21 protein-coding genes are annotated in these 15832 nt (G+C 66.6%); 9 read left to right on the top strand and 12 right to left on the bottom strand.

Annotated elements, in window-relative coordinates; translation table 11 throughout:
• Positions 1–12: 12 nt before the first annotated feature.
• Positions 13–444 carry a D-aminoacyl-tRNA deacylase gene (gene dtd, locus A5744_RS02205; protein ID WP_076057969.1) on the bottom strand — a complete coding sequence of 144 codons (432 nt, stop codon included), beginning with the start codon at positions 442–444 and terminating at the stop codon, positions 13–15.
• A gap of 31 nt (positions 445–475) precedes the next feature.
• Between dtd and A5744_RS02200 the strand changes: the two genes are divergently transcribed.
• Entirely contained in the window at positions 476–781 is a 306-nt protein-coding gene (locus A5744_RS02200; protein ID WP_076057968.1) for an MTH1187 family thiamine-binding protein, read from the top strand.
• Here A5744_RS02200 and A5744_RS02195 read toward each other — a convergent pair.
• Complete coding sequence (locus A5744_RS02195; protein ID WP_076057967.1) at positions 778–1272, bottom strand: macro domain-containing protein; 495 nt, start codon at positions 1270–1272, stop codon at positions 778–780. The genes A5744_RS02200 and A5744_RS02195 overlap by 4 nt on opposite strands.
• Before the next feature lie 45 nt (positions 1273–1317).
• Between A5744_RS02195 and A5744_RS02190 the strand changes: the two genes are divergently transcribed.
• The gene (locus A5744_RS02190; RefSeq protein WP_076057966.1) at positions 1318–2595 is read left to right on the top strand and encodes a competence/damage-inducible protein A; all 1278 of its coding nucleotides are present in this window, start codon (positions 1318–1320) and stop codon (positions 2593–2595) included.
• A gap of 1 nt (position 2596) precedes the next feature.
• Here the strand turns inward: A5744_RS02190 and A5744_RS02185 are convergent, their stop codons facing one another.
• Positions 2597–3844 (bottom strand): MFS transporter, encoded by a 1248-nt coding sequence (locus A5744_RS02185; protein WP_076057965.1) that lies wholly within the window; start codon positions 3842–3844, stop codon positions 2597–2599.
• A 91-nt stretch (positions 3845–3935) separates the two neighbouring features.
• On the opposite strand from A5744_RS02185, the gene A5744_RS02180 reads away from it, so the two are divergent.
• A complete protein-coding gene (locus A5744_RS02180; RefSeq protein ID WP_076057964.1) occupies positions 3936–5003 on the top strand; it encodes an amidohydrolase family protein in 1068 nt (355 codons plus the stop codon).
• A gap of 5 nt (positions 5004–5008) precedes the next feature.
• A complete protein-coding gene (locus tag A5744_RS02175; protein ID WP_076057963.1) occupies positions 5009–5410 on the top strand; it encodes a phage holin family protein in 402 nt (133 codons plus the stop codon).
• A gap of 3 nt (positions 5411–5413) precedes the next feature.
• Here A5744_RS02175 and A5744_RS02170 read toward each other — a convergent pair whose 3' ends face one another.
• The 6 genes from A5744_RS02170 to A5744_RS02145 form a co-directional block, all read right to left on the bottom strand.
• On the bottom strand, positions 5414–6196 hold the full coding sequence (locus A5744_RS02170; RefSeq protein ID WP_076057962.1) for an enoyl-CoA hydratase-related protein: 783 nt from the start codon (positions 6194–6196) through the stop codon (positions 5414–5416).
• Positions 6193–7164 (bottom strand): FAD-dependent oxidoreductase, encoded by a 972-nt coding sequence (locus A5744_RS02165; protein ID WP_076057961.1) that lies wholly within the window; start codon positions 7162–7164, stop codon positions 6193–6195. The genes A5744_RS02170 and A5744_RS02165 overlap by 4 nt, the downstream gene beginning before the upstream one ends.
• Positions 7165–7175: 11 nt before the next feature.
• A complete protein-coding gene (locus A5744_RS02160; RefSeq protein ID WP_076057960.1) occupies positions 7176–7679 on the bottom strand; it encodes a hypothetical protein in 504 nt (167 codons plus the stop codon).
• A gap of 41 nt (positions 7680–7720) precedes the next feature.
• On the bottom strand, positions 7721–8215 hold the full coding sequence (locus A5744_RS02155; RefSeq protein ID WP_076057959.1) for an SRPBCC family protein: 495 nt from the start codon (positions 8213–8215) through the stop codon (positions 7721–7723).
• Positions 8215–8844, bottom strand: coding sequence for a nitroreductase family protein (locus A5744_RS02150; protein ID WP_076057958.1), 630 nt, complete (start codon positions 8842–8844; stop codon positions 8215–8217). Before A5744_RS02150 ends, A5744_RS02155 begins: the two co-directional genes overlap by 1 nt.
• 75 nt (positions 8845–8919) lie before the next feature.
• Positions 8920–9414, bottom strand: a complete 495-nt coding sequence (locus A5744_RS02145) for a carboxymuconolactone decarboxylase family protein (protein ID WP_076057957.1) — start codon at positions 9412–9414, stop codon at positions 8920–8922.
• A 207-nt stretch (positions 9415–9621) separates the two neighbouring features.
• Between A5744_RS02145 and A5744_RS02140 the strand changes: the two genes are divergently transcribed.
• From A5744_RS02140 to A5744_RS02130, 3 genes are read left to right on the top strand one after another with little or no spacing between them, the layout of a single operon-like run.
• Positions 9622–10311, top strand: coding sequence for a hypothetical protein (locus A5744_RS02140; RefSeq protein ID WP_240562935.1), 690 nt, complete (start codon positions 9622–9624; stop codon positions 10309–10311).
• A gap of 14 nt (positions 10312–10325) precedes the next feature.
• Positions 10326–11789 (top strand): class I adenylate-forming enzyme family protein, encoded by a 1464-nt coding sequence (locus tag A5744_RS02135; protein WP_076057955.1) that lies wholly within the window; start codon positions 10326–10328, stop codon positions 11787–11789.
• A 15-nt stretch (positions 11790–11804) separates the two neighbouring features.
• Positions 11805–12518 carry a hypothetical protein gene (locus tag A5744_RS02130; RefSeq protein WP_076057954.1) on the top strand — a complete coding sequence of 238 codons (714 nt, stop codon included), beginning with the start codon at positions 11805–11807 and terminating at the stop codon, positions 12516–12518.
• Here A5744_RS02130 and A5744_RS02125 read toward each other — a convergent pair.
• Positions 12467–13312: an alpha/beta hydrolase gene (locus A5744_RS02125; protein WP_076057953.1), complete on the bottom strand. Its 846-nt coding sequence runs from the start codon at positions 13310–13312 to the stop codon at positions 12467–12469. The two genes, A5744_RS02130 and A5744_RS02125, sit on opposite strands and share 52 nt — an antisense overlap.
• 87 nt (positions 13313–13399) lie before the next feature.
• On the opposite strand from A5744_RS02125, the gene A5744_RS02120 reads away from it, so the two are divergent.
• Together A5744_RS02120 and A5744_RS02115 are read left to right on the top strand one after the other, a co-directional pair.
• Positions 13400–13735 carry a DUF962 domain-containing protein gene (locus A5744_RS02120; protein ID WP_076057952.1) on the top strand — a complete coding sequence of 112 codons (336 nt, stop codon included), beginning with the start codon at positions 13400–13402 and terminating at the stop codon, positions 13733–13735.
• On the top strand, positions 13732–14274 hold the full coding sequence (locus tag A5744_RS02115) for a TetR/AcrR family transcriptional regulator (RefSeq protein ID WP_076057951.1): 543 nt from the start codon (positions 13732–13734) through the stop codon (positions 14272–14274). Before A5744_RS02120 ends, A5744_RS02115 begins: the two co-directional genes overlap by 4 nt.
• Before the next feature lie 9 nt (positions 14275–14283).
• On the opposite strand, the gene A5744_RS02110 is transcribed toward A5744_RS02115, so the two are convergent.
• Positions 14284–15111: a lipase family protein gene (locus A5744_RS02110; protein WP_076057950.1), complete on the bottom strand. Its 828-nt coding sequence runs from the start codon at positions 15109–15111 to the stop codon at positions 14284–14286.
• A 38-nt stretch (positions 15112–15149) separates the two neighbouring features.
• Positions 15150–15701 carry a YbhB/YbcL family Raf kinase inhibitor-like protein gene (locus tag A5744_RS02105; protein ID WP_240562939.1) on the bottom strand — a complete coding sequence of 184 codons (552 nt, stop codon included), beginning with the start codon at positions 15699–15701 and terminating at the stop codon, positions 15150–15152.
• Between the last annotated feature and the right edge of the window lie 131 nt (positions 15702–15832).

Raw genomic sequence — 15832 nt, 5'->3', positions numbered from 1 at the left:
CTACCGGCGGCCTCAGAGCTCGAGAAGGACGGTCACGGGGCCCTCGTTCACCAATTCGACCTGCATCGTCGCACCGAACACGCCCGTTTCCACGTGCGCTCCCAGTTCTCGCAGCGCCTCGGCGAACGCCGACACGACCGGTTCGGCGACCGGCCCCGGGGCGGCCGCGTTCCACGACGGCCGGCGTCCCTTTGCGGTGTCGGCGTAGAGGGTGAACTGGCTGACCACCAAGACAGGCGCGTTGACATCGGCGGCCGACCGTTCGTCGGTGAGAATGCGCAGATTCCATAGCTTTTCGGCGAGCCGCCGCGCCTTGTCCGCGTCATCGCTGTGGGTGACGCCGACGAATGCGAGCAGTCCCTGGTTATCCGGCCGTATGGCGCCCACCACACGGCCATCCACCGACACCGCTGCCGTCGAGACCCTTTGTACAAGAACCCGCATGGGCCTCGATGCTGCCAGGTACGCTCGTCGGGTGTCCGTGCTCGTCGCATTTTCGGTCACCCCGCTCGGGGTGGGCGAGGGCGTCGGCGAGATGGTTGCCGAAGCCGTTCGGGTGGTTCGCGAATCCGGCCTGCCCAACAAGACGGACTCGATGTTCACCGTCGTCGAAGGCGAGACCTGGGAAGAAGTGATGCTGGTCGTGCAGCGCGCGGTGGAGGCCGCCGCCGCCCGCGCGCCGCGGGTCAGCACGGTGATCAAGGTGGACTGGCGCAAGGGCGCCACCGACGCGATGACGGAGAAGGTCGCTTCCGTCGAGCGCCATCTCTCCCACGGCTAGCGCTCTACGGCGTCCCGGAACGCTCGCTCCGCCGCGTCACCGTGGACCGCGAACACTATCCGTTCGAGCGAACTCGGCCGGTGCTGCCGCACGGCGTCGACCATCAGGCGTGCGGCCTCGTCGAGCGGAAAGCCACCCACACCCGTGCCGAACGCGACCAGCGCCAGCGAGCGGCAACCCAGCTCGTCGGCCCTTCGCAGCGTCGAACTGGTGGCCCGCGCGATGATCTCGGCCGAGGTCGGGCCGCCCAGCTCCATCGTCGCCGCGTGAATGACGTAGCGAGCCGGCATGTCGCCGGCGGTGGTCTCGACGGCATCCCCGAGGCCGATCGGCGCCTTCTCGGTCGATTCACGTTGCACGTCGGGCCCACCGGCGCGGGCGATCGCCGCGGCCACGCCGCCGCCGTGCCGCAGCTGGGTGTTGGCGGCATTGGTGATCGCGTCGAGTTCGAGCTTGGTGACGTCCGCCTGCACTACCTCTAACTCGATCATCGGTTCATCCTCTCGCAGGCGTCCCGCGGGCGCGCCAGTAGGCTCATGCCGGTGAGCGCACGCGCGGGCATCGTGGTCACCGGGACCGAGGTCCTCACCGGCCGGATCCAGGACCGAAACGGGCCGTGGATCGCCGACCGGCTCCTGGAACTGGGTGTAGAACTGGCACACATCACGATCTGCGGTGACCGTCCCGCCGATATCGAGGCGCAGCTGCGCTTCATGGCGGGCCAAGGCGTGGATCTGATCATTACCAGCGGCGGCCTGGGACCGACCGCCGACGACATGACGGTCGAGGTGGTGGCGCGATTCTGCGAACGGGAGTTGGTGCTCGACGAAGTTGTCGAGGGCAAGATCGCCGACATCCTCAAGCGGCTGATGGAGCGCAACACCGCGTTCGACCCTGGCACCTTCGAGTCCATCAGGGCCGCCAACCGCAAGCAGGCCATGGTTCCCGCGGGTTCGCAGGTGCTCGACCCGGTGGGCACCGCGCCGGGTGTGGTGGTCCCCGGTAAGCCGGCGGTGATCGTGCTGCCGGGACCGCCGCGGGAGCTTCAGCCGATGTGGCGCACGGCCATCGAGACGCCCGCGGCGCAGCAGGCGATCGCGGGCCGAACGATCTACCGGCAGGAGACGATTCGGATGTTCGGTCTGCCCGAGTCCGGGCTGGCCGAAACCCTGCGGGGCGCCGAGGCGTCCATATCCGGTTTTGACGCGCTGGAGATCACCACCTGCCTGCGGCGGGGCGAGATCGAAATGGTCACCCGCTATGAACCCGACGCCGCGGACGCCTACGCGCAGCTGACGAAGCTGCTGCGGGACAGGCACGGGCAGCAGCTCTTTTCCGAGGATGGCGCACAGGTGGACGATCTGGTGGCCCGGTTGCTGACCGGTCGCCGGATCGCGACGGCGGAATCCTGCACCGCGGGGATGGTGGCGGCGCGGCTGACCGACCGGGCCGGGTCGTCCGACTATGTGGCCGGCGGCGTGGTGGCCTACTCCAACGAGGCCAAGGCAGAGCTACTCGGCGTCGACCCGGCGCTGATCCAGGAGCACGGTGCGGTGTCCGAGCCGGTGGCCGAGGCGATGGCGGAGGGCGCGTTGCGGCGCTTCGGCGCCGACACCGCCGTCGCGACGACCGGCATCGCAGGGCCGGGCGGAGGAACGCCGGAAAAGCCCGTCGGCACAGTCTGTTTCACGGTGATGCTGGGGGACGGCCGCACCGATACCCGGACGCTGCGCCTGCCCGGGAACCGCTCCGACATCCGGGAGCGATCGACGACGGTGGCAATGCACCTATTGCGGCGCCTGCTCAGCGGCTAGCTCACTTCACTTCCGTTGGCAGGAAAGCGCTCTCGGCGGTGCCGAAGCGAATCCCGGTGGCGTCCTTGCCGATAAACGTTAGGAAAGCCACGGCGATCAGCACCGGCACGATCGTCGCCGCCAGCGCGAACGGATAGCCGTGCGACTCGGCCAGGCGTTCCTGGATGGGTAAGTTGAACGCCGCCAACAGGTTTCCGAGCTGGTAGGTCACGCCGGGGTACAGGCCGCGGATTGCGTCCGGCGACAACTCAGTCAGGTGGGCGGGGATCACCCCCCACGCCCCCTGTACGAAGAGCTGCATCAGGAACGAGCCGAGGCAAAGCATCGCCGCGGTGCGCGAATAGGCGAACAACGGCACGATCGGCAGGCCCAGCAGCGCGCAGAAGACCACGGTGTAGCGCCGGCTGATCCGTTGTGACAGCGTGCCGAAGAACAGCCCGCCGATGATGGCGCCGATGTTGTAGACCACGGCGATCCACTTGACGGTCACGCTGGACAGACCCGCGCCTTGGTTGGCCATCGCGCCCAGGAAGGTGGGGTAGACGTCCTGGGTTCCGTGGCTCATCCAGTTGAAGGCGGTCATCAGCAGGACCAGGTAGACGAACCGGCGGATGATCGCGCCCTCGCGCAGGACGTCGCGAATCCTGGTGCTGGTGAGCCGCATTCGATCCTGCGCGGCCTCCCAAACCTCGGATTCCTCGACGCGATAGCGGATGATCAGGCTGATCAGAGCCGGGATGATGCTCAGGGCGAACAACCAGCGCCACGACAGCCCAAGCCAATTCATCACCACCAGCGACGCCACGCTGGCCAGCAGGTAGCCGAAGGCGTAGCCCTCCTGTAATAGCCCGGAGAAAAATCCGCGTCGCTCGACGGGCACCTTCTCCATTGCCAGCGCGGCGCCCAGCCCCCATTCGCCGCCCATGCCGATGCCGTAGAGCACGCGCAGGATCACCAGCACGGTGAAGTTGGGTGCGAACGCGCACAGGAAACCCACCACGGAGTAGAACATCACGTCGACCATCAGCGGGAGCCGCCGGCCGACACGGTCGGCCCACAACCCGAACAGCAGCGCGCCGACCGGGCGCATCACCAGTGTCGCCGTGGTGATGAACGCGACCTCGGTCTTGCTCTGGTGGAAAGTCTTTGCGATGTCGGCATAGACGAACACCACGATGAAGTAGTCGAAGGCGTCCATCGTCCAGCCCAACAACGCGGCGACGAATGAATTTCGCTGGTCGGCGGTCATCTTCTGGCGGGGATTATTTTGACGACTCTGTCTGGTCACTTGAGCATCGTGCAGTACCAGGCGGCGCTGCGCGAGAGTAAGTTGACCGAACATGCGAATCATCGACGCCGATGGACACGTTGCCGAGAACCCCTCGCTGGCGATCGAGGCGATCAAACGCTGGCCGGAATACATCAAACCCAGCACCGACGGGCGGCCCAGCCTGACGTTCGAGGGCCGCAACTATCCGGAGGACCGCGGTCCCGGCGCGGGGTGCCCGCCCGAGCACGGGATCAGCAAGGCGGCCGACCTCAATTGCCGCTCACCGGAGGGCGTGCTGGGCGACGCCGACCGCGATCACATCGACACGATGGTGCTCTATCCCAGCCTTGGGCTGTGCGCGCCCAGCCTCGAGGATCCCGAGTTCGCCGCCGGATTCTCACGGCTCTACAACCAGTGGATCGCCGATTTCTGCGCCTCGTCGGGCGGCCGGTTGCGCGGTGTCGCCGTCACCCCGATCGAGCACGGCCAAGCGGCCATCGACGTCATGACCGAGGCCAAGGAGCTCGGACTGGTGGCGACCCTGGTCCCGCCCGCGCTCAAGACCCGCAACCTCGACCATCCGGACCTCGACCCGTTCTACGCGGCCGCCGTGGAGCTCGGAATGCCGCTGGGCATTCACGGCGCCCCCGGCATCCACCTGCCGAAGATCGGCGTTGACCGCTTCACGAATTACATTCAGGTGCACTGCATCAGCTTTCCCTTCGACCAGATGACCGCGATGACGGCGATGGTCTCCGGCGGCGTCTTCGAGCGGCATCCGCAGTTGCGGGTCGCCTTCCTCGAGGCGGGGGCGGGCTGGGTGCCGTTCTTCATGGACCGGCTGCACGAGCATTACGAGAAGCGGGGCGACTGGGTCGAACGCGGCTGGCGCCGCGACCCGCACGAGTATCTACAGGCGGGCAACATCTTCGTGACCTGCGAACCGGAGGAGCCGATCCTGCCCGGCGTGATCGACGTGCTCGGCTCCGACTTCATCATGTTCGCCAGCGATTACCCGCATTGGGACGGCGAATGGCCGGAGAGCACCAAGCATTTGCGGACCCGCCCCGACATCAGCGAGGAGGCCCGCGAAAAGATCGGCGGCCTGAACGCGCAACGCTTCTACGGGCTGAACTGACGGTCATGGGCCCCTTCCTCATTCGCGCCGCGCTGACGGGGTTTGCGTTGTGGGTGGTCACCCAGCTCGTCCACGGGCTGACCTTCGTGGGCGGCCATACGACACTGGAGAAGATCGGCATCATCTTCGTCGTCGCCGTCATCTTCGGTCTGGTCAACGCGATCATCAAGCCGATCGTCCAGATCCTCTCGATCCCGCTCTACATCGTGACGCTTGGCCTTTTCCACATCGTCGTCAATGCGTTGATGCTGTGGATCACCGCCCGGATCACCGAACACACCACCCACTGGGGATTGCAGATCGATCACTTCTGGTGGACCGCGATCTGGGCGGCGATCGCGTTGTCGATTGTGAGCTGGCTGCTGTCGCTGCTGAGCCGCGACGTCCGCCGGGTCACGAACCGGTAATCGTCAGCGGGCCCGCCACCGCGGCGGCCGCTTCTCGGCGAAGGCACGCGGTCCTTCCTTTGCGTCTTCCGTCGCGAAAACGCGGTCGCTGTGCCGGGTCTCGTTCTCGTACGCCGACTCGAGGTCGAGCGCCAGGCCCTCGACCGCCGACTGCTTCGTCGCAAACACCGCCAGCGGCGCGTTGGCCGCGATGCGCTCGGCGTAGTCATACGCCGTCTCCATCAGCTGATCCGCCGGCACCACGCGATTGAGGAGCCCCATGGCCAGGGCTCGCTCCGCGTCGACCATGCCGGCGGTCAGCAGCAGTTCCATCGCCAGCGCGTAGGGCAGCTGGCGCGGCAGGCGCACCGTGCTTCCGCCGCCGGCGAACAGGCCGCGCTTGGGCTCCATCACCGCGAATCGCGCCTCGGGCACGGCCACTCGGATGTCGGTGCAGCCCAACATCTCGAAGCCGCCCGCCACGCAGGTACCGTTCACCGCCGCGATGATCGGCTTGTATACGGGGAAGCGATGCAAGACGGCGTGGATCGCGTCGTCCTTGTTCCAGCCCGCGGGCTGCGGCAGGTCGCCGGTGAGTTCCGGGATGAATTTCTTCAAGTCGGCACCGGTGCAGAAATCCCGCCCGACGCCCGTGACCACGGCGACCCAGGCGCTGGCGTCATCGCGAAAGGCGGCCCAGGCGTGGGCCAAATCGCGGAAATGTTCCATGTCCAGCGAGTTGCGGGTCTCGGGGCGGTTGATCGTGATGGTGGCGATGTGTGCGTGCAGGGCGTAATCGATGCTCACAACGTCTCCCGCTCGGTGACCAGACGCACGACGTCGCGCGCACATCCCCACGACAAGGTCACGCCATTGCCGCCGTGCCCGTAGTTGTGGACGCATTGCGCCGAGCCGAGCGGTTCGGCCTCGACTCGCACCGATGGACGATCGGGACGCAGCCCGGTGATGGTCTCGATCACTTCGGCCTCGCCAAGCCGCGGCTCGATCTTGCGGCAGCGCCGCAAGATTCGTTCGCTCACCTCGGGGTCGGCAGTGGTGTCCCACCGCCCGGGAATGCTGATGCCGCCGCACACCACACGCCGCGGGTGGGGGAAATAGCAGGTCCATTCCGGGCCGGCGTTGATTTCCAGAAACAGTTGCTGCAAACCGGGATTGGTGAGCACGACATGCTGGCCGAACAGCGGGCGCATCGTGTCGTCGCCCGCCAGCGCCCCGGCCCCGAGGCCCGCACAGTTGACCACTATCGGCGCGGCGTCGGCGACCTCGGCCAGTGTTCGCACCGTACGGGTTTCGATTTCACCGCCGGCCGCGGTGAGTCGATCGGTCAGGTAGTCGAGGTACTGCGGCATGTCGATCATCGGCAAGGTGGCGCGAAATCCGGTGCCGAAGCCCTCGGGGAGATCGGCCGCATCGGCCGGACGCAGGTCGGGGATCAGCGCGGCCGCCGACGACATCGCCTCGGCCCCGGTCAATTCGCCGACGGCGATCGCCGGCGCCATGCGCACGCCGGTGCCGGGGGTGGCGGCCAGTTCCCGGAAGACGCTGAGGGAATGCTGGGTCCAGGCCAGCGTTTCGTTGGCCCGTTCGGCCGGTCGCGGCGGCGCCCACACGGCGCCGGCGATGATCGAGGTCGTTTGGTGAGGCATTGCTTGCGTCCACACCCGCACCGGCCAACCGGCTTCGGCGAGACATATCGCCGACGTCAATCCGCTGACGCCGGCACCGATCACGACAATCCGCTGCGCACTGGCCACGGCGTCAGCGATCAGGAATGAGGCGCTTGCTGGCCGTTTGGGAGCATCCCGTTGAGGATGCCGAGAATACCTTGCAGTTGGGCCCCCGCGGCCGGCCCGGACGCGTCGGGAGGCGGCGCACCATCCGTCTGCTGCCAGGGCTGGCAGCCGTCCGTCTTGAACGCCTTGTCGGTCGGCTCGATGCGAACCACCTGCGGCTTCTTGCTCATCGAATTGTCGATGAGGTTGCCGTCGGGATTGCCCATCCGCTTCCAGTAGCACGTGCCGTTGGCGACCGGTCCCGCCGTGCTGTAGGTGCCCGGCGCGATGTCGGTCCCCACCGCGAACGTGCCGTCGTGGTCGATGCTCGTCTTCGGCCCGGACGCGGGTGCCGCTGCCGGCGGCTCCGCCGGTGACGGCTCGGGCGCCGGCTCCGGATCGCCGTAGGCAACGCCCGCGGACACCGCCCAGCCCGCGATGACCAGCGCCGCGGCGCCGAACCGTGCCGCAACAGATGCTGGCGCGTTAAACCACATAGAACAGCAGCGTACCGGGGCCGGCAGCCTATTTCATGTAGCTAGGTCAGCCTGCGGACCTTGCCGGCGTAGCCGAGCGCGTGCTCGTAGGTGTCGAGATTGTCTCGGGAAATCCTTGCGTGCACGGCACGCTCGAGGAAGAAACGCAGCACCGGGTTGTAGGCGTGATAGGTCTCGTGGAAGGTCAGGACCGTGGTGCCGTCGGGCTGTTCCTCGAGTTGGTGATAACCCTCCGCGCGCGACCACAGCGGCGCGCCGACCGCGACGTAGCGCGACAGCTTGTAGATCTCCGCCTCGGTGACGCTTTCCCACGACCGCCCTTTGCCGCCCGACAACAGGTACTTGGGTACCGGGAAGAGGCAGGTGCGAACCAGACCCTCGCCCGCCTCGTTGCCTTCGTTCAGGATCTCCATGCTGCCGGTGGGCCACGTGAGGACCCGCGGACGCGGCGCGTCCGGTGGTACGGGCGGATGCAACACCCGCCAGACCTTCCGCGGCGGCGCATCGACATGGAATCGCACGGTGTAGGACTGCATCAGCCTTCTCCCCAGCTGTCCCAGTAGGTAACCGTTTCCGCGGGCGGTCGCGAGGCCGGGCGGAAGTCGGTGCCGATCGTGTAGGCGACCGGGAACAGCGCCGCCTGCGTCACCGTCGGCGGAATTCCGAGCACCTCGGCCACCTCTTGCTCCTTGGCCAGGTGCATCGTCGTCCACACCGAGCCCAACCCGCGGGACCGCAGCGCGAGCAGGAAGCTCCAGCCCGCTGGGATGATCGATGCCCACGCCGACGCGGCAGTCAGCAGGGTCGAGTTGTCGATGCGGTTGTCCAGGCAGGGGATGACGTGGACGGGCACCCTGGCTAGCGTTTCGGTCAGGGCCAGCGCGCCGGCGTACACGCGCTGGGTCTGCGGATCCGAGGCCTCCTTGGCCGCGTACGCAAGATAATCGGCGCCGACGCTGCGATAGATCTCGCCGATTGCGGCGCGCTTGTCGGGATCGGTGATCACCAGCCATCGCCAGTCCTGCGCGTTACTCGCCGTGGGGGCCTGCATCGCCAGCCGTATGCACTCGAGGATCACTCCGCGACCGACGGGCCGGTTCAGGTCGAGCCGCCTGCGCACCGCGCGCGTGGTACTCAGCAATTCGTCGACCGTGGCGATGTCCATTGGTTCCTTCCCGATGCTGGTCCGATGCTGGTCCGCTGCTGGTCCTATGCTGGTTCGAGCCGGTCCTGTGCTGGTTTAAAGGTCGATTGCGCAGGACTGATCGACACCGAGCACCGTCAAGGAACGTCCCAGTCCGAGAAATACCGCGACGCACAGCGTGAGATCGAGAATCTCCTCGTCGGAGAACAACGCCCGCAGGCGCTCAAAAAAGGCATCGTCTATCGACGCGTGCGCGGTGGCGAAGCGCTCGGCGAATTCGATGGCGAGACGCTGGCGCGCCGTATAGCCCGGATAGCTGGCGTATGCGGCGACATTGTCGTAGAGCTCCGGCGCGACACCGGCGTCCGGGCCGGCATCCAATATGGACTGCGCGCGAAAATCTGAGCACGCCACACAATCGTTGATCTGCGCGATCCGCATCCTGGCCAGCTCGCGCTCGTCGGCCGGCAGGATGCTCTGCTGGTATGCCCCGCGGATCATCCGCTCGACCATGCCGCCGAGCTGCGGTCGCAGCGTCCAGATCATCGCGGCCTCGCCGCCGGGGCCATCCGGCACATTGACTCGGGCCATCCGCGAACTCCTGCCCGGTAAGGACGGTACCGAGTTGAGCAAACCAGATTCTCAACTGAACTGTCCAGGCCACTCGCGTCGTGTACTCCTCGGGTAATTGGGCATATGCCAAACCAACCCTGGACGTGGAAAACGGCCGGGGGCTAACGTCCGTTGAGCGGCGTTGAGCCCACAGCGCCGCGAACGGGAGGTCTCCGCGTGCTTTTCATGCACGAACTACACAAGGTGCGCGGCCGCGCCGAAGACGACTTCGAAGCGGCGTTCCGGGACGGCTGGATGCGGATACTCGCCGCGGGTGACGATGCCCGGTTGCTGTGGTACGCCAACCAGGCACACGGCAGTGGACCCGCCTACACCGTCGTCACGGTGACCGCCGTTCGCGACGGAGCCGCGTGGGAGCGACTGACGCTGCGGGTCCAGAAAGGCGACCTTCAGGAGTGGATGCGCAACCTCGACGAGCTGCGCCACGAGGTCGACGCGAAACTGCTGATGCCGCTGCCATGGTCGCCGCTTCGGGAGGTCGACTTCGACGCGGTCCCCGCCGACGGCCGAGAACACGAGATGACCCTCTACATGGAAGACACCATGTGGCCCTACGAGGACAAGTTCGAGGAATACATCGTCCGCTGCGGCGAGGTGTACGCCAGGAGCCTTGAGCAGCCGTCGTCAATGCTGAAGATGCATGCGGCATTTCAGCCCGCGCTCGGCAGCCACCTGCGCCGCGAGGTGATCCTGATGCAGCGAATCAGTCGGCCCGAGGCGCTGCTCGACCTGCTCCGCAGCCACATCCCCGCCGAGTACCGTGCCCCTGGCACGTGGATGCATGACGCCTTGGATTTGCGCGATCAGTGGACCAGCCGGCTGCTGCGCACGTCCGAGTGGTCGCCGCTCTATTGATTACTGAGCCGCGCATGAACATCGGGACGATCCTCGACGCGGCGGCGAGCGGCGATCCGGGCCGCGCGGCGCTCATCGTCGACGGGCGCGCGATCAGCTACCGCGAGCTGGCGGCGGCCGTGCGGAACTGCGCCGCCGGGCTGGCCGCCCACGGGGTGGGGGCGGGGCAGCGCGTCGCGGTCGTCGACGGCGGAAGCCTGCTGTCCATCGCGACGTTGCTCGCGGCCCCGCGACGTGGCGCCGCGGCTGCGCTGATGAACCCGGCGCTGACTCCGCCCGAGCTGCGGGGCCTGCTGAAGAACGCGGGCTGTGCCGACGTGGCGGTCGCGGGGGAGCAGTACGCCGATCGGCTTCGCGAAGCCGGCGCACCCACGGTGTTGACCGACGCCGACCTGCTCGACGGCGACGGCGTCGAACCTGCCGCCGACCCCGACACCCTCGCCGACACCGACACCCTCGCCGACCGGGATGCCTTGATCCTTTTCACCAGCGGGACAACCGGACTCCCGAAGGCCGTCGCCATCACCGCCCGCCAGCTCACGATGCGAATCCGGGGAATGACGGCGCCATTCCGCGCGGACGTCCCACCATCCGTCGGGATGATGTGCGTCCCCTTCTTTCACGTCGGCGGCGCGCTGGGCACACTCGGTAGCTTGTATTCGGGCAACACGTCGGTGGTGCAAACCCGGTTCGACGCCGGCGAGTGGCTTCGTCTGGTGTCGCAGCATCGGGTCAGCACGACATTCCTGGTGCCGACCATGCTGCAGCGGATCCTCGACCATCCCGACTTCGCGAACACCGATCTGACGTCCCTCGTCGCCATCGCCTACGGGGCCGCCGCCGCACCAATCAGCTTGGTGCGCAGGGCAATGGCCGCGCTGCCGCATGTGGCGTTCGCCAACGTGTTCGGCCAGACCGAGACCCTCGGCGCTTACACGACCCTGATGCCCGACGATCACCGCGACCCCGCCCGTGCCGGATCCGTCGGCCGACCGCTACCCGGAGTCGAGGTGCGCGTGGTGGACCCCGACACGGGCCGCGACGTCGAAGCGGGAGCGGTCGGCGAGCTGTGGGTGAACACCGCCCAGAACGTCACCGATGGCTGGTTGCACACCGGCGACCTCGCACGCCAGGATGCCGACGGTTACATCTTCCCGAGCGGCCGGCTGAGTGACACCATCAACCGCGGGGGTGAGAAATTTGGGCCGATCGAAGTCGAAGAGGCGTTGCGTTCACATCCGGCGATCAGCGATGCCGCGGTCGCCGGAATCGCCGACGACGAGCTCGGCCAGCGGGTGGGTGCCGCGGTAGTGGCTTGTGCCCCAGTCACACTCGAGGAACTTCGATCGCACTGCCGAAAGGTAATCGCATACTTCAAGCTGCCCGAGCGACTCGCGATCGTCGACCACATTCCCTACAACGCGACCGGCAAAATCGACCGCCGCCAGCTCGTCGCGCTCATCGCGGACGACGGTTGAACCCAGGGAGTCCACGTGTTGTTTCTGCATGAGACCCACAAAGTGGTCGGCGCCCGAGAGGAAGAATTCGAGGCCGCCTACCGCGAGGGCTGGATGCCCACACTGGCCAAAGAAGACGACGCCCGGCTGCTTTGGTACACGAACCACGCTCATGGCAGCGGCGTCTCCTACAACGTGGTCACCATCACCGGCATCACCGGCGGCGCCGCTTGGGAGCGTCTGGCACACCGCGCCCAGAGCGGCGACCTCCGGCCATGGATGCGCGAACTGGACAACCTGCGCCACGAGGTGACGGGGAAGCTCATGCTGCCCGTCGCCTGGTCACCGCTTCAGTCGGTGGACCTGACCACCGTGCCCACCGATGGCGCGACCCATCCGCTGAGCCTCTTCATGGAGGACACTGGTTGGCCCGACGCGCCACTGGACGACTACATCCGCTCGTGGGACGAGATCTACTACCGGCTGCTCTCGAAAGCCCCGCCGGGGATGCGGATCCTGGATATCCAAGCGTGCTTCCAGATTGCGCACGGGAGCTATCGGCGACGAGAAGCGATGCTGTGGCAGAAGATTGAGGACGCCAACAACTACGCGGCGCTCGTGCATCTGCTGACCACCGAGACGCCGCCCGAGCACCGCGCGCCCGGCAGCTACATGTATGAGGCCCTGAAGTATCGGGATCAGTGGGAGAGCCGGTTGCTGCGGACGTCGGCCTGGTCACCCCTGTATTGAGCGGTGACGGATTCCAAGAACGGTTCGGCCACGGCGAGAAAACCGTCCGGATCCGACGAGAACACCACGTGCCCGGTGTCGAGGATCTCGAGGCGGGAACCGCCAATGGCGTCATGGGTCGCGCGCCCAGCGCGCAGCGGTATCGCGATGTCCTTCTTACCCCACACGATGAGCGTGGGCGCGGTCAAATCAGCGGCACGACTTCGCAAATCGTGTGCGGGAGCCGGGAAGCTGCGCCAAAGTCCTGTTGCGAGGCGAACGCCCTCGGCCGTTTTCGCCGCGGCGATCGCGCGCTCGACGATCTGCCGGTCGTTGTCGGTCTTGGACTTCATGTAGCCGCGGACAAACGGGGGAGCGGCCCGGCGAAACACGGCCGGCGTGCCGAGCACCCGGCAAAAGGTGCGGGCTGGTGCGTTCAACGGTACGAAGCCGCCGGTGTTGACCAGAACCAGACCGGCGACGCATTCGGGGCGGATGATCGCCAGCCGCGCGGCCGCGAACCCGCCGACCGAATTGCCGACCAACACAACCTTTGTCAGGCGGAGACCGTCGACAAGATCTTCGAGCACGTCGGCGAAGAGCGACGCGCTGGGCTCGATTGCTGGGTCGACGGGATCCGAGTCGCCGTGGCCGGGCCAATCCACTGCGATGGTGCGGTAGCGGCGGGCAAGCGTGTCGACGATCGGGTCGAAGTCATGCCTGTCGTGCAATATCGCGTGTAGGAGCAAAACCGTTGGCCCACTGCCTAATTCGCTGTAGGCAACACGGCCTGCCCGGGTTTGGATAGTCGGCATGGGAGTTCCTCTCGACTCTGTTGACCGACTGGTCGGTCATTCCGTACAGTACAACGGTAGACACGCCCTGACAAGGAGGGAATCGAGATGCGGCAAGCCCCACCTCCCGAAGCGCCGTTCGCGGACAAGATGGCCTACTACCGCACGCAACACACATCGAAGGGGGTCCGGGTTACCCACCTCGTCGGGACGCCGATCATCGCGGCCGGGCTGCCGCTGATGTTCGCCAAGCCGAAGGTCGGTGCCCCGATGTTCATCGGGGGATGGGCCATGCAGATAATCGGCCATCGGCTGTTCGAGAAGAACCTCCCGTCCACGCATAAGGGGTGGATCACGTATCAACTGACCGGCGTCATTCACGTGTGCGAGCAGTACGGCGAAATGCTGGCCCGCCGCAGCCAGCGCAAAGCGGGCTTGCGGTGAGATCGCCCGAGCCGGGCCGTAATGCGCTGCTGGATGCTGGACGCCGGCTGTTGGGGACCGCCGACCTGGCCCGGATCTCCGTCAACTCGATCGTTGCCGAGGCCGGGATGGCAAAAGGCAGCTTCTATCAGCACTGGCCCAGCCGGGCCGAATACGTGCGGGCGCTGCACGCTCGGTTTCACGACCAGTTGGAAGAATCGATCGCCGCGGCCATGGCCGACCTACCGCCCGGCCGCGACCGGCTCGAGGCGGGGATGAACACCTATCTTGACGGCTGCTTGTCCGACCCGGCCACCAAAGCATTGCTCGTACAGTCGCGCACCGAGGCCGGACTGAGCGATTTGGTCGCGACCCGGAATAAGAGCGCGGCCACGCTGATAGCGCCCGACTTGGCGGCGCTTGGATGGACGCCACCCGAACCGATCGCGGTGCTCCTGGTCGCCGCGGTCGCCGAGATCGCCCTTGTCGAGCTCGCCAACGGCAAGCCCGACAAGCAGTTGCGCCGCGCGTTGCTTCGGTTGGCAGCCCGAACGGGTTAGGCGTGTCGTTCAGGGTTTGCAGGCGGGCTCGAGGGAAAGTACCGGACCACCGGATTGCAGCGACAGCAGATACAGGTAGGTCGGGAGCGAATGTTCGCACGCCACAGTGGATTTGACGAGGGTCTTAGGCGGAAGCGGCGTCAGTCGGATCGGGTTCAGCTCATACGGATTGAGCACGTGCTCGTAGTTGAACGGAGGGGGCAATGCCGGGACGATGTCGAGGCGATTGGCAATCCGATACGAGTTGAGCACCACCTGGTCGTAGGTGCTGGCAAACAGAGAATCCCCGGTGCGCGGGCTGCCATAGGTGTAGACGGCCGGAGCCTTGAAAAGCGTATTCGCCGCGACGTCGAGGGCAAGCAGGGTCGCGAGCGCTCCGCCTAAGCTGTGCCCGCAGATCGTCACCGAAGTGACGGGCCGCGGGAACGCAAGCGTCGCAAGCGCATTGACCACGGCCGGCGAACCCGGCGCGGTCCCCGTCGTCAGCGACTCGTACATTTCGGTGAAGCCGTCTTCCGTGTGGCCGGCGCCGGCCAGAAATGGGCACGGCACCAGATCGAACTCGACGTCGTGAATCCACTCCAGGATTCCTTCGGTGCCCCGAATCGCGATGACCACATCGCCGGCTTGATTGACCTGACACATCAGCCCGATGGAAACCTCGTCGGCGGCCCGGATCGGGTTCATGTCGGTCGCCAGATCGTTGGCGTAGATCGTCGTGACGACGGTGTAGTCGACGCCGCCAGCGCTCAACTCCTGGCCGGCCGCGTTCGTCAAATCGCTGGGAGGTGTCGCGTAGGTTGCGTTTACCAGTTGGCCGAATTGTATTGCCTTCATTACATCTAACGCCGGCGGCATCGGCATGGCGCGCCCCGTCAGGCTCCGAATGTGCCGGTGAGGACGGCGTGTGCCGTTGCGGCCTGCGCTATCGCTTGCGCCGCTTGCGGTCCGGTCGCTCCCGCCGGCAGTTGGAACGTGGGCGGCAGCTGGTAGAGAGTGAACCGGTAATGATGTGTCCCCGTGCCCGCTGGCGGACACGGCGCCGCGTAGCCGGACTCGCCGCTCGAATTCGCCAGAGTGGTTGCTCCGGCGGGTGTTTGACCGTCCGCGGTGCTGCCGGACCCGGAGGGGATTCCGGCCACGATCCAGTGCACGTAGGGCCCGCTCGGGGCGTCGGGGTCGTCGACGACGAGCGTGCCCCCCGACGGCGCCGACCAGGCCAACGGCGGCGCCGTTTTGGCGCCCTTGCAGGTGTACTGCACCGGGATCGGCGCGCCGTCGGCGAACGCGGGGCTCGTAATGGTCAGTGGCCCGGTCGACGGCGCTTGGGGCACGGACTGACCGGCCGAACTCGCTTGCGGCGCCGGTGGCGCCGTCGTTCGAGCATTAGTCCGAGCATTATCGTGGCCACCGCAGCCGGCCAGCATCACCAGCGCTGCCAGGCCCAGGCAGGCCGATGCGATTGGGCGAGGTGTGCGACCCGAGGTTTCCATACCACCCAGTGTCGTCAACCGGCTATCCAGAGAACAGGGGTCCCAGAAAACAGGGCCAGGAAATA

The organism is Mycobacterium sp. IS-1264, from assembly GCF_001954195.1.
Classification (GTDB): domain Bacteria; phylum Actinomycetota; class Actinomycetes; order Mycobacteriales; family Mycobacteriaceae; genus Mycobacterium.
The sequence above is the reverse complement of the archived record's forward strand: the minus strand, read 5'-3'. Positions and strand labels throughout refer to the sequence as shown.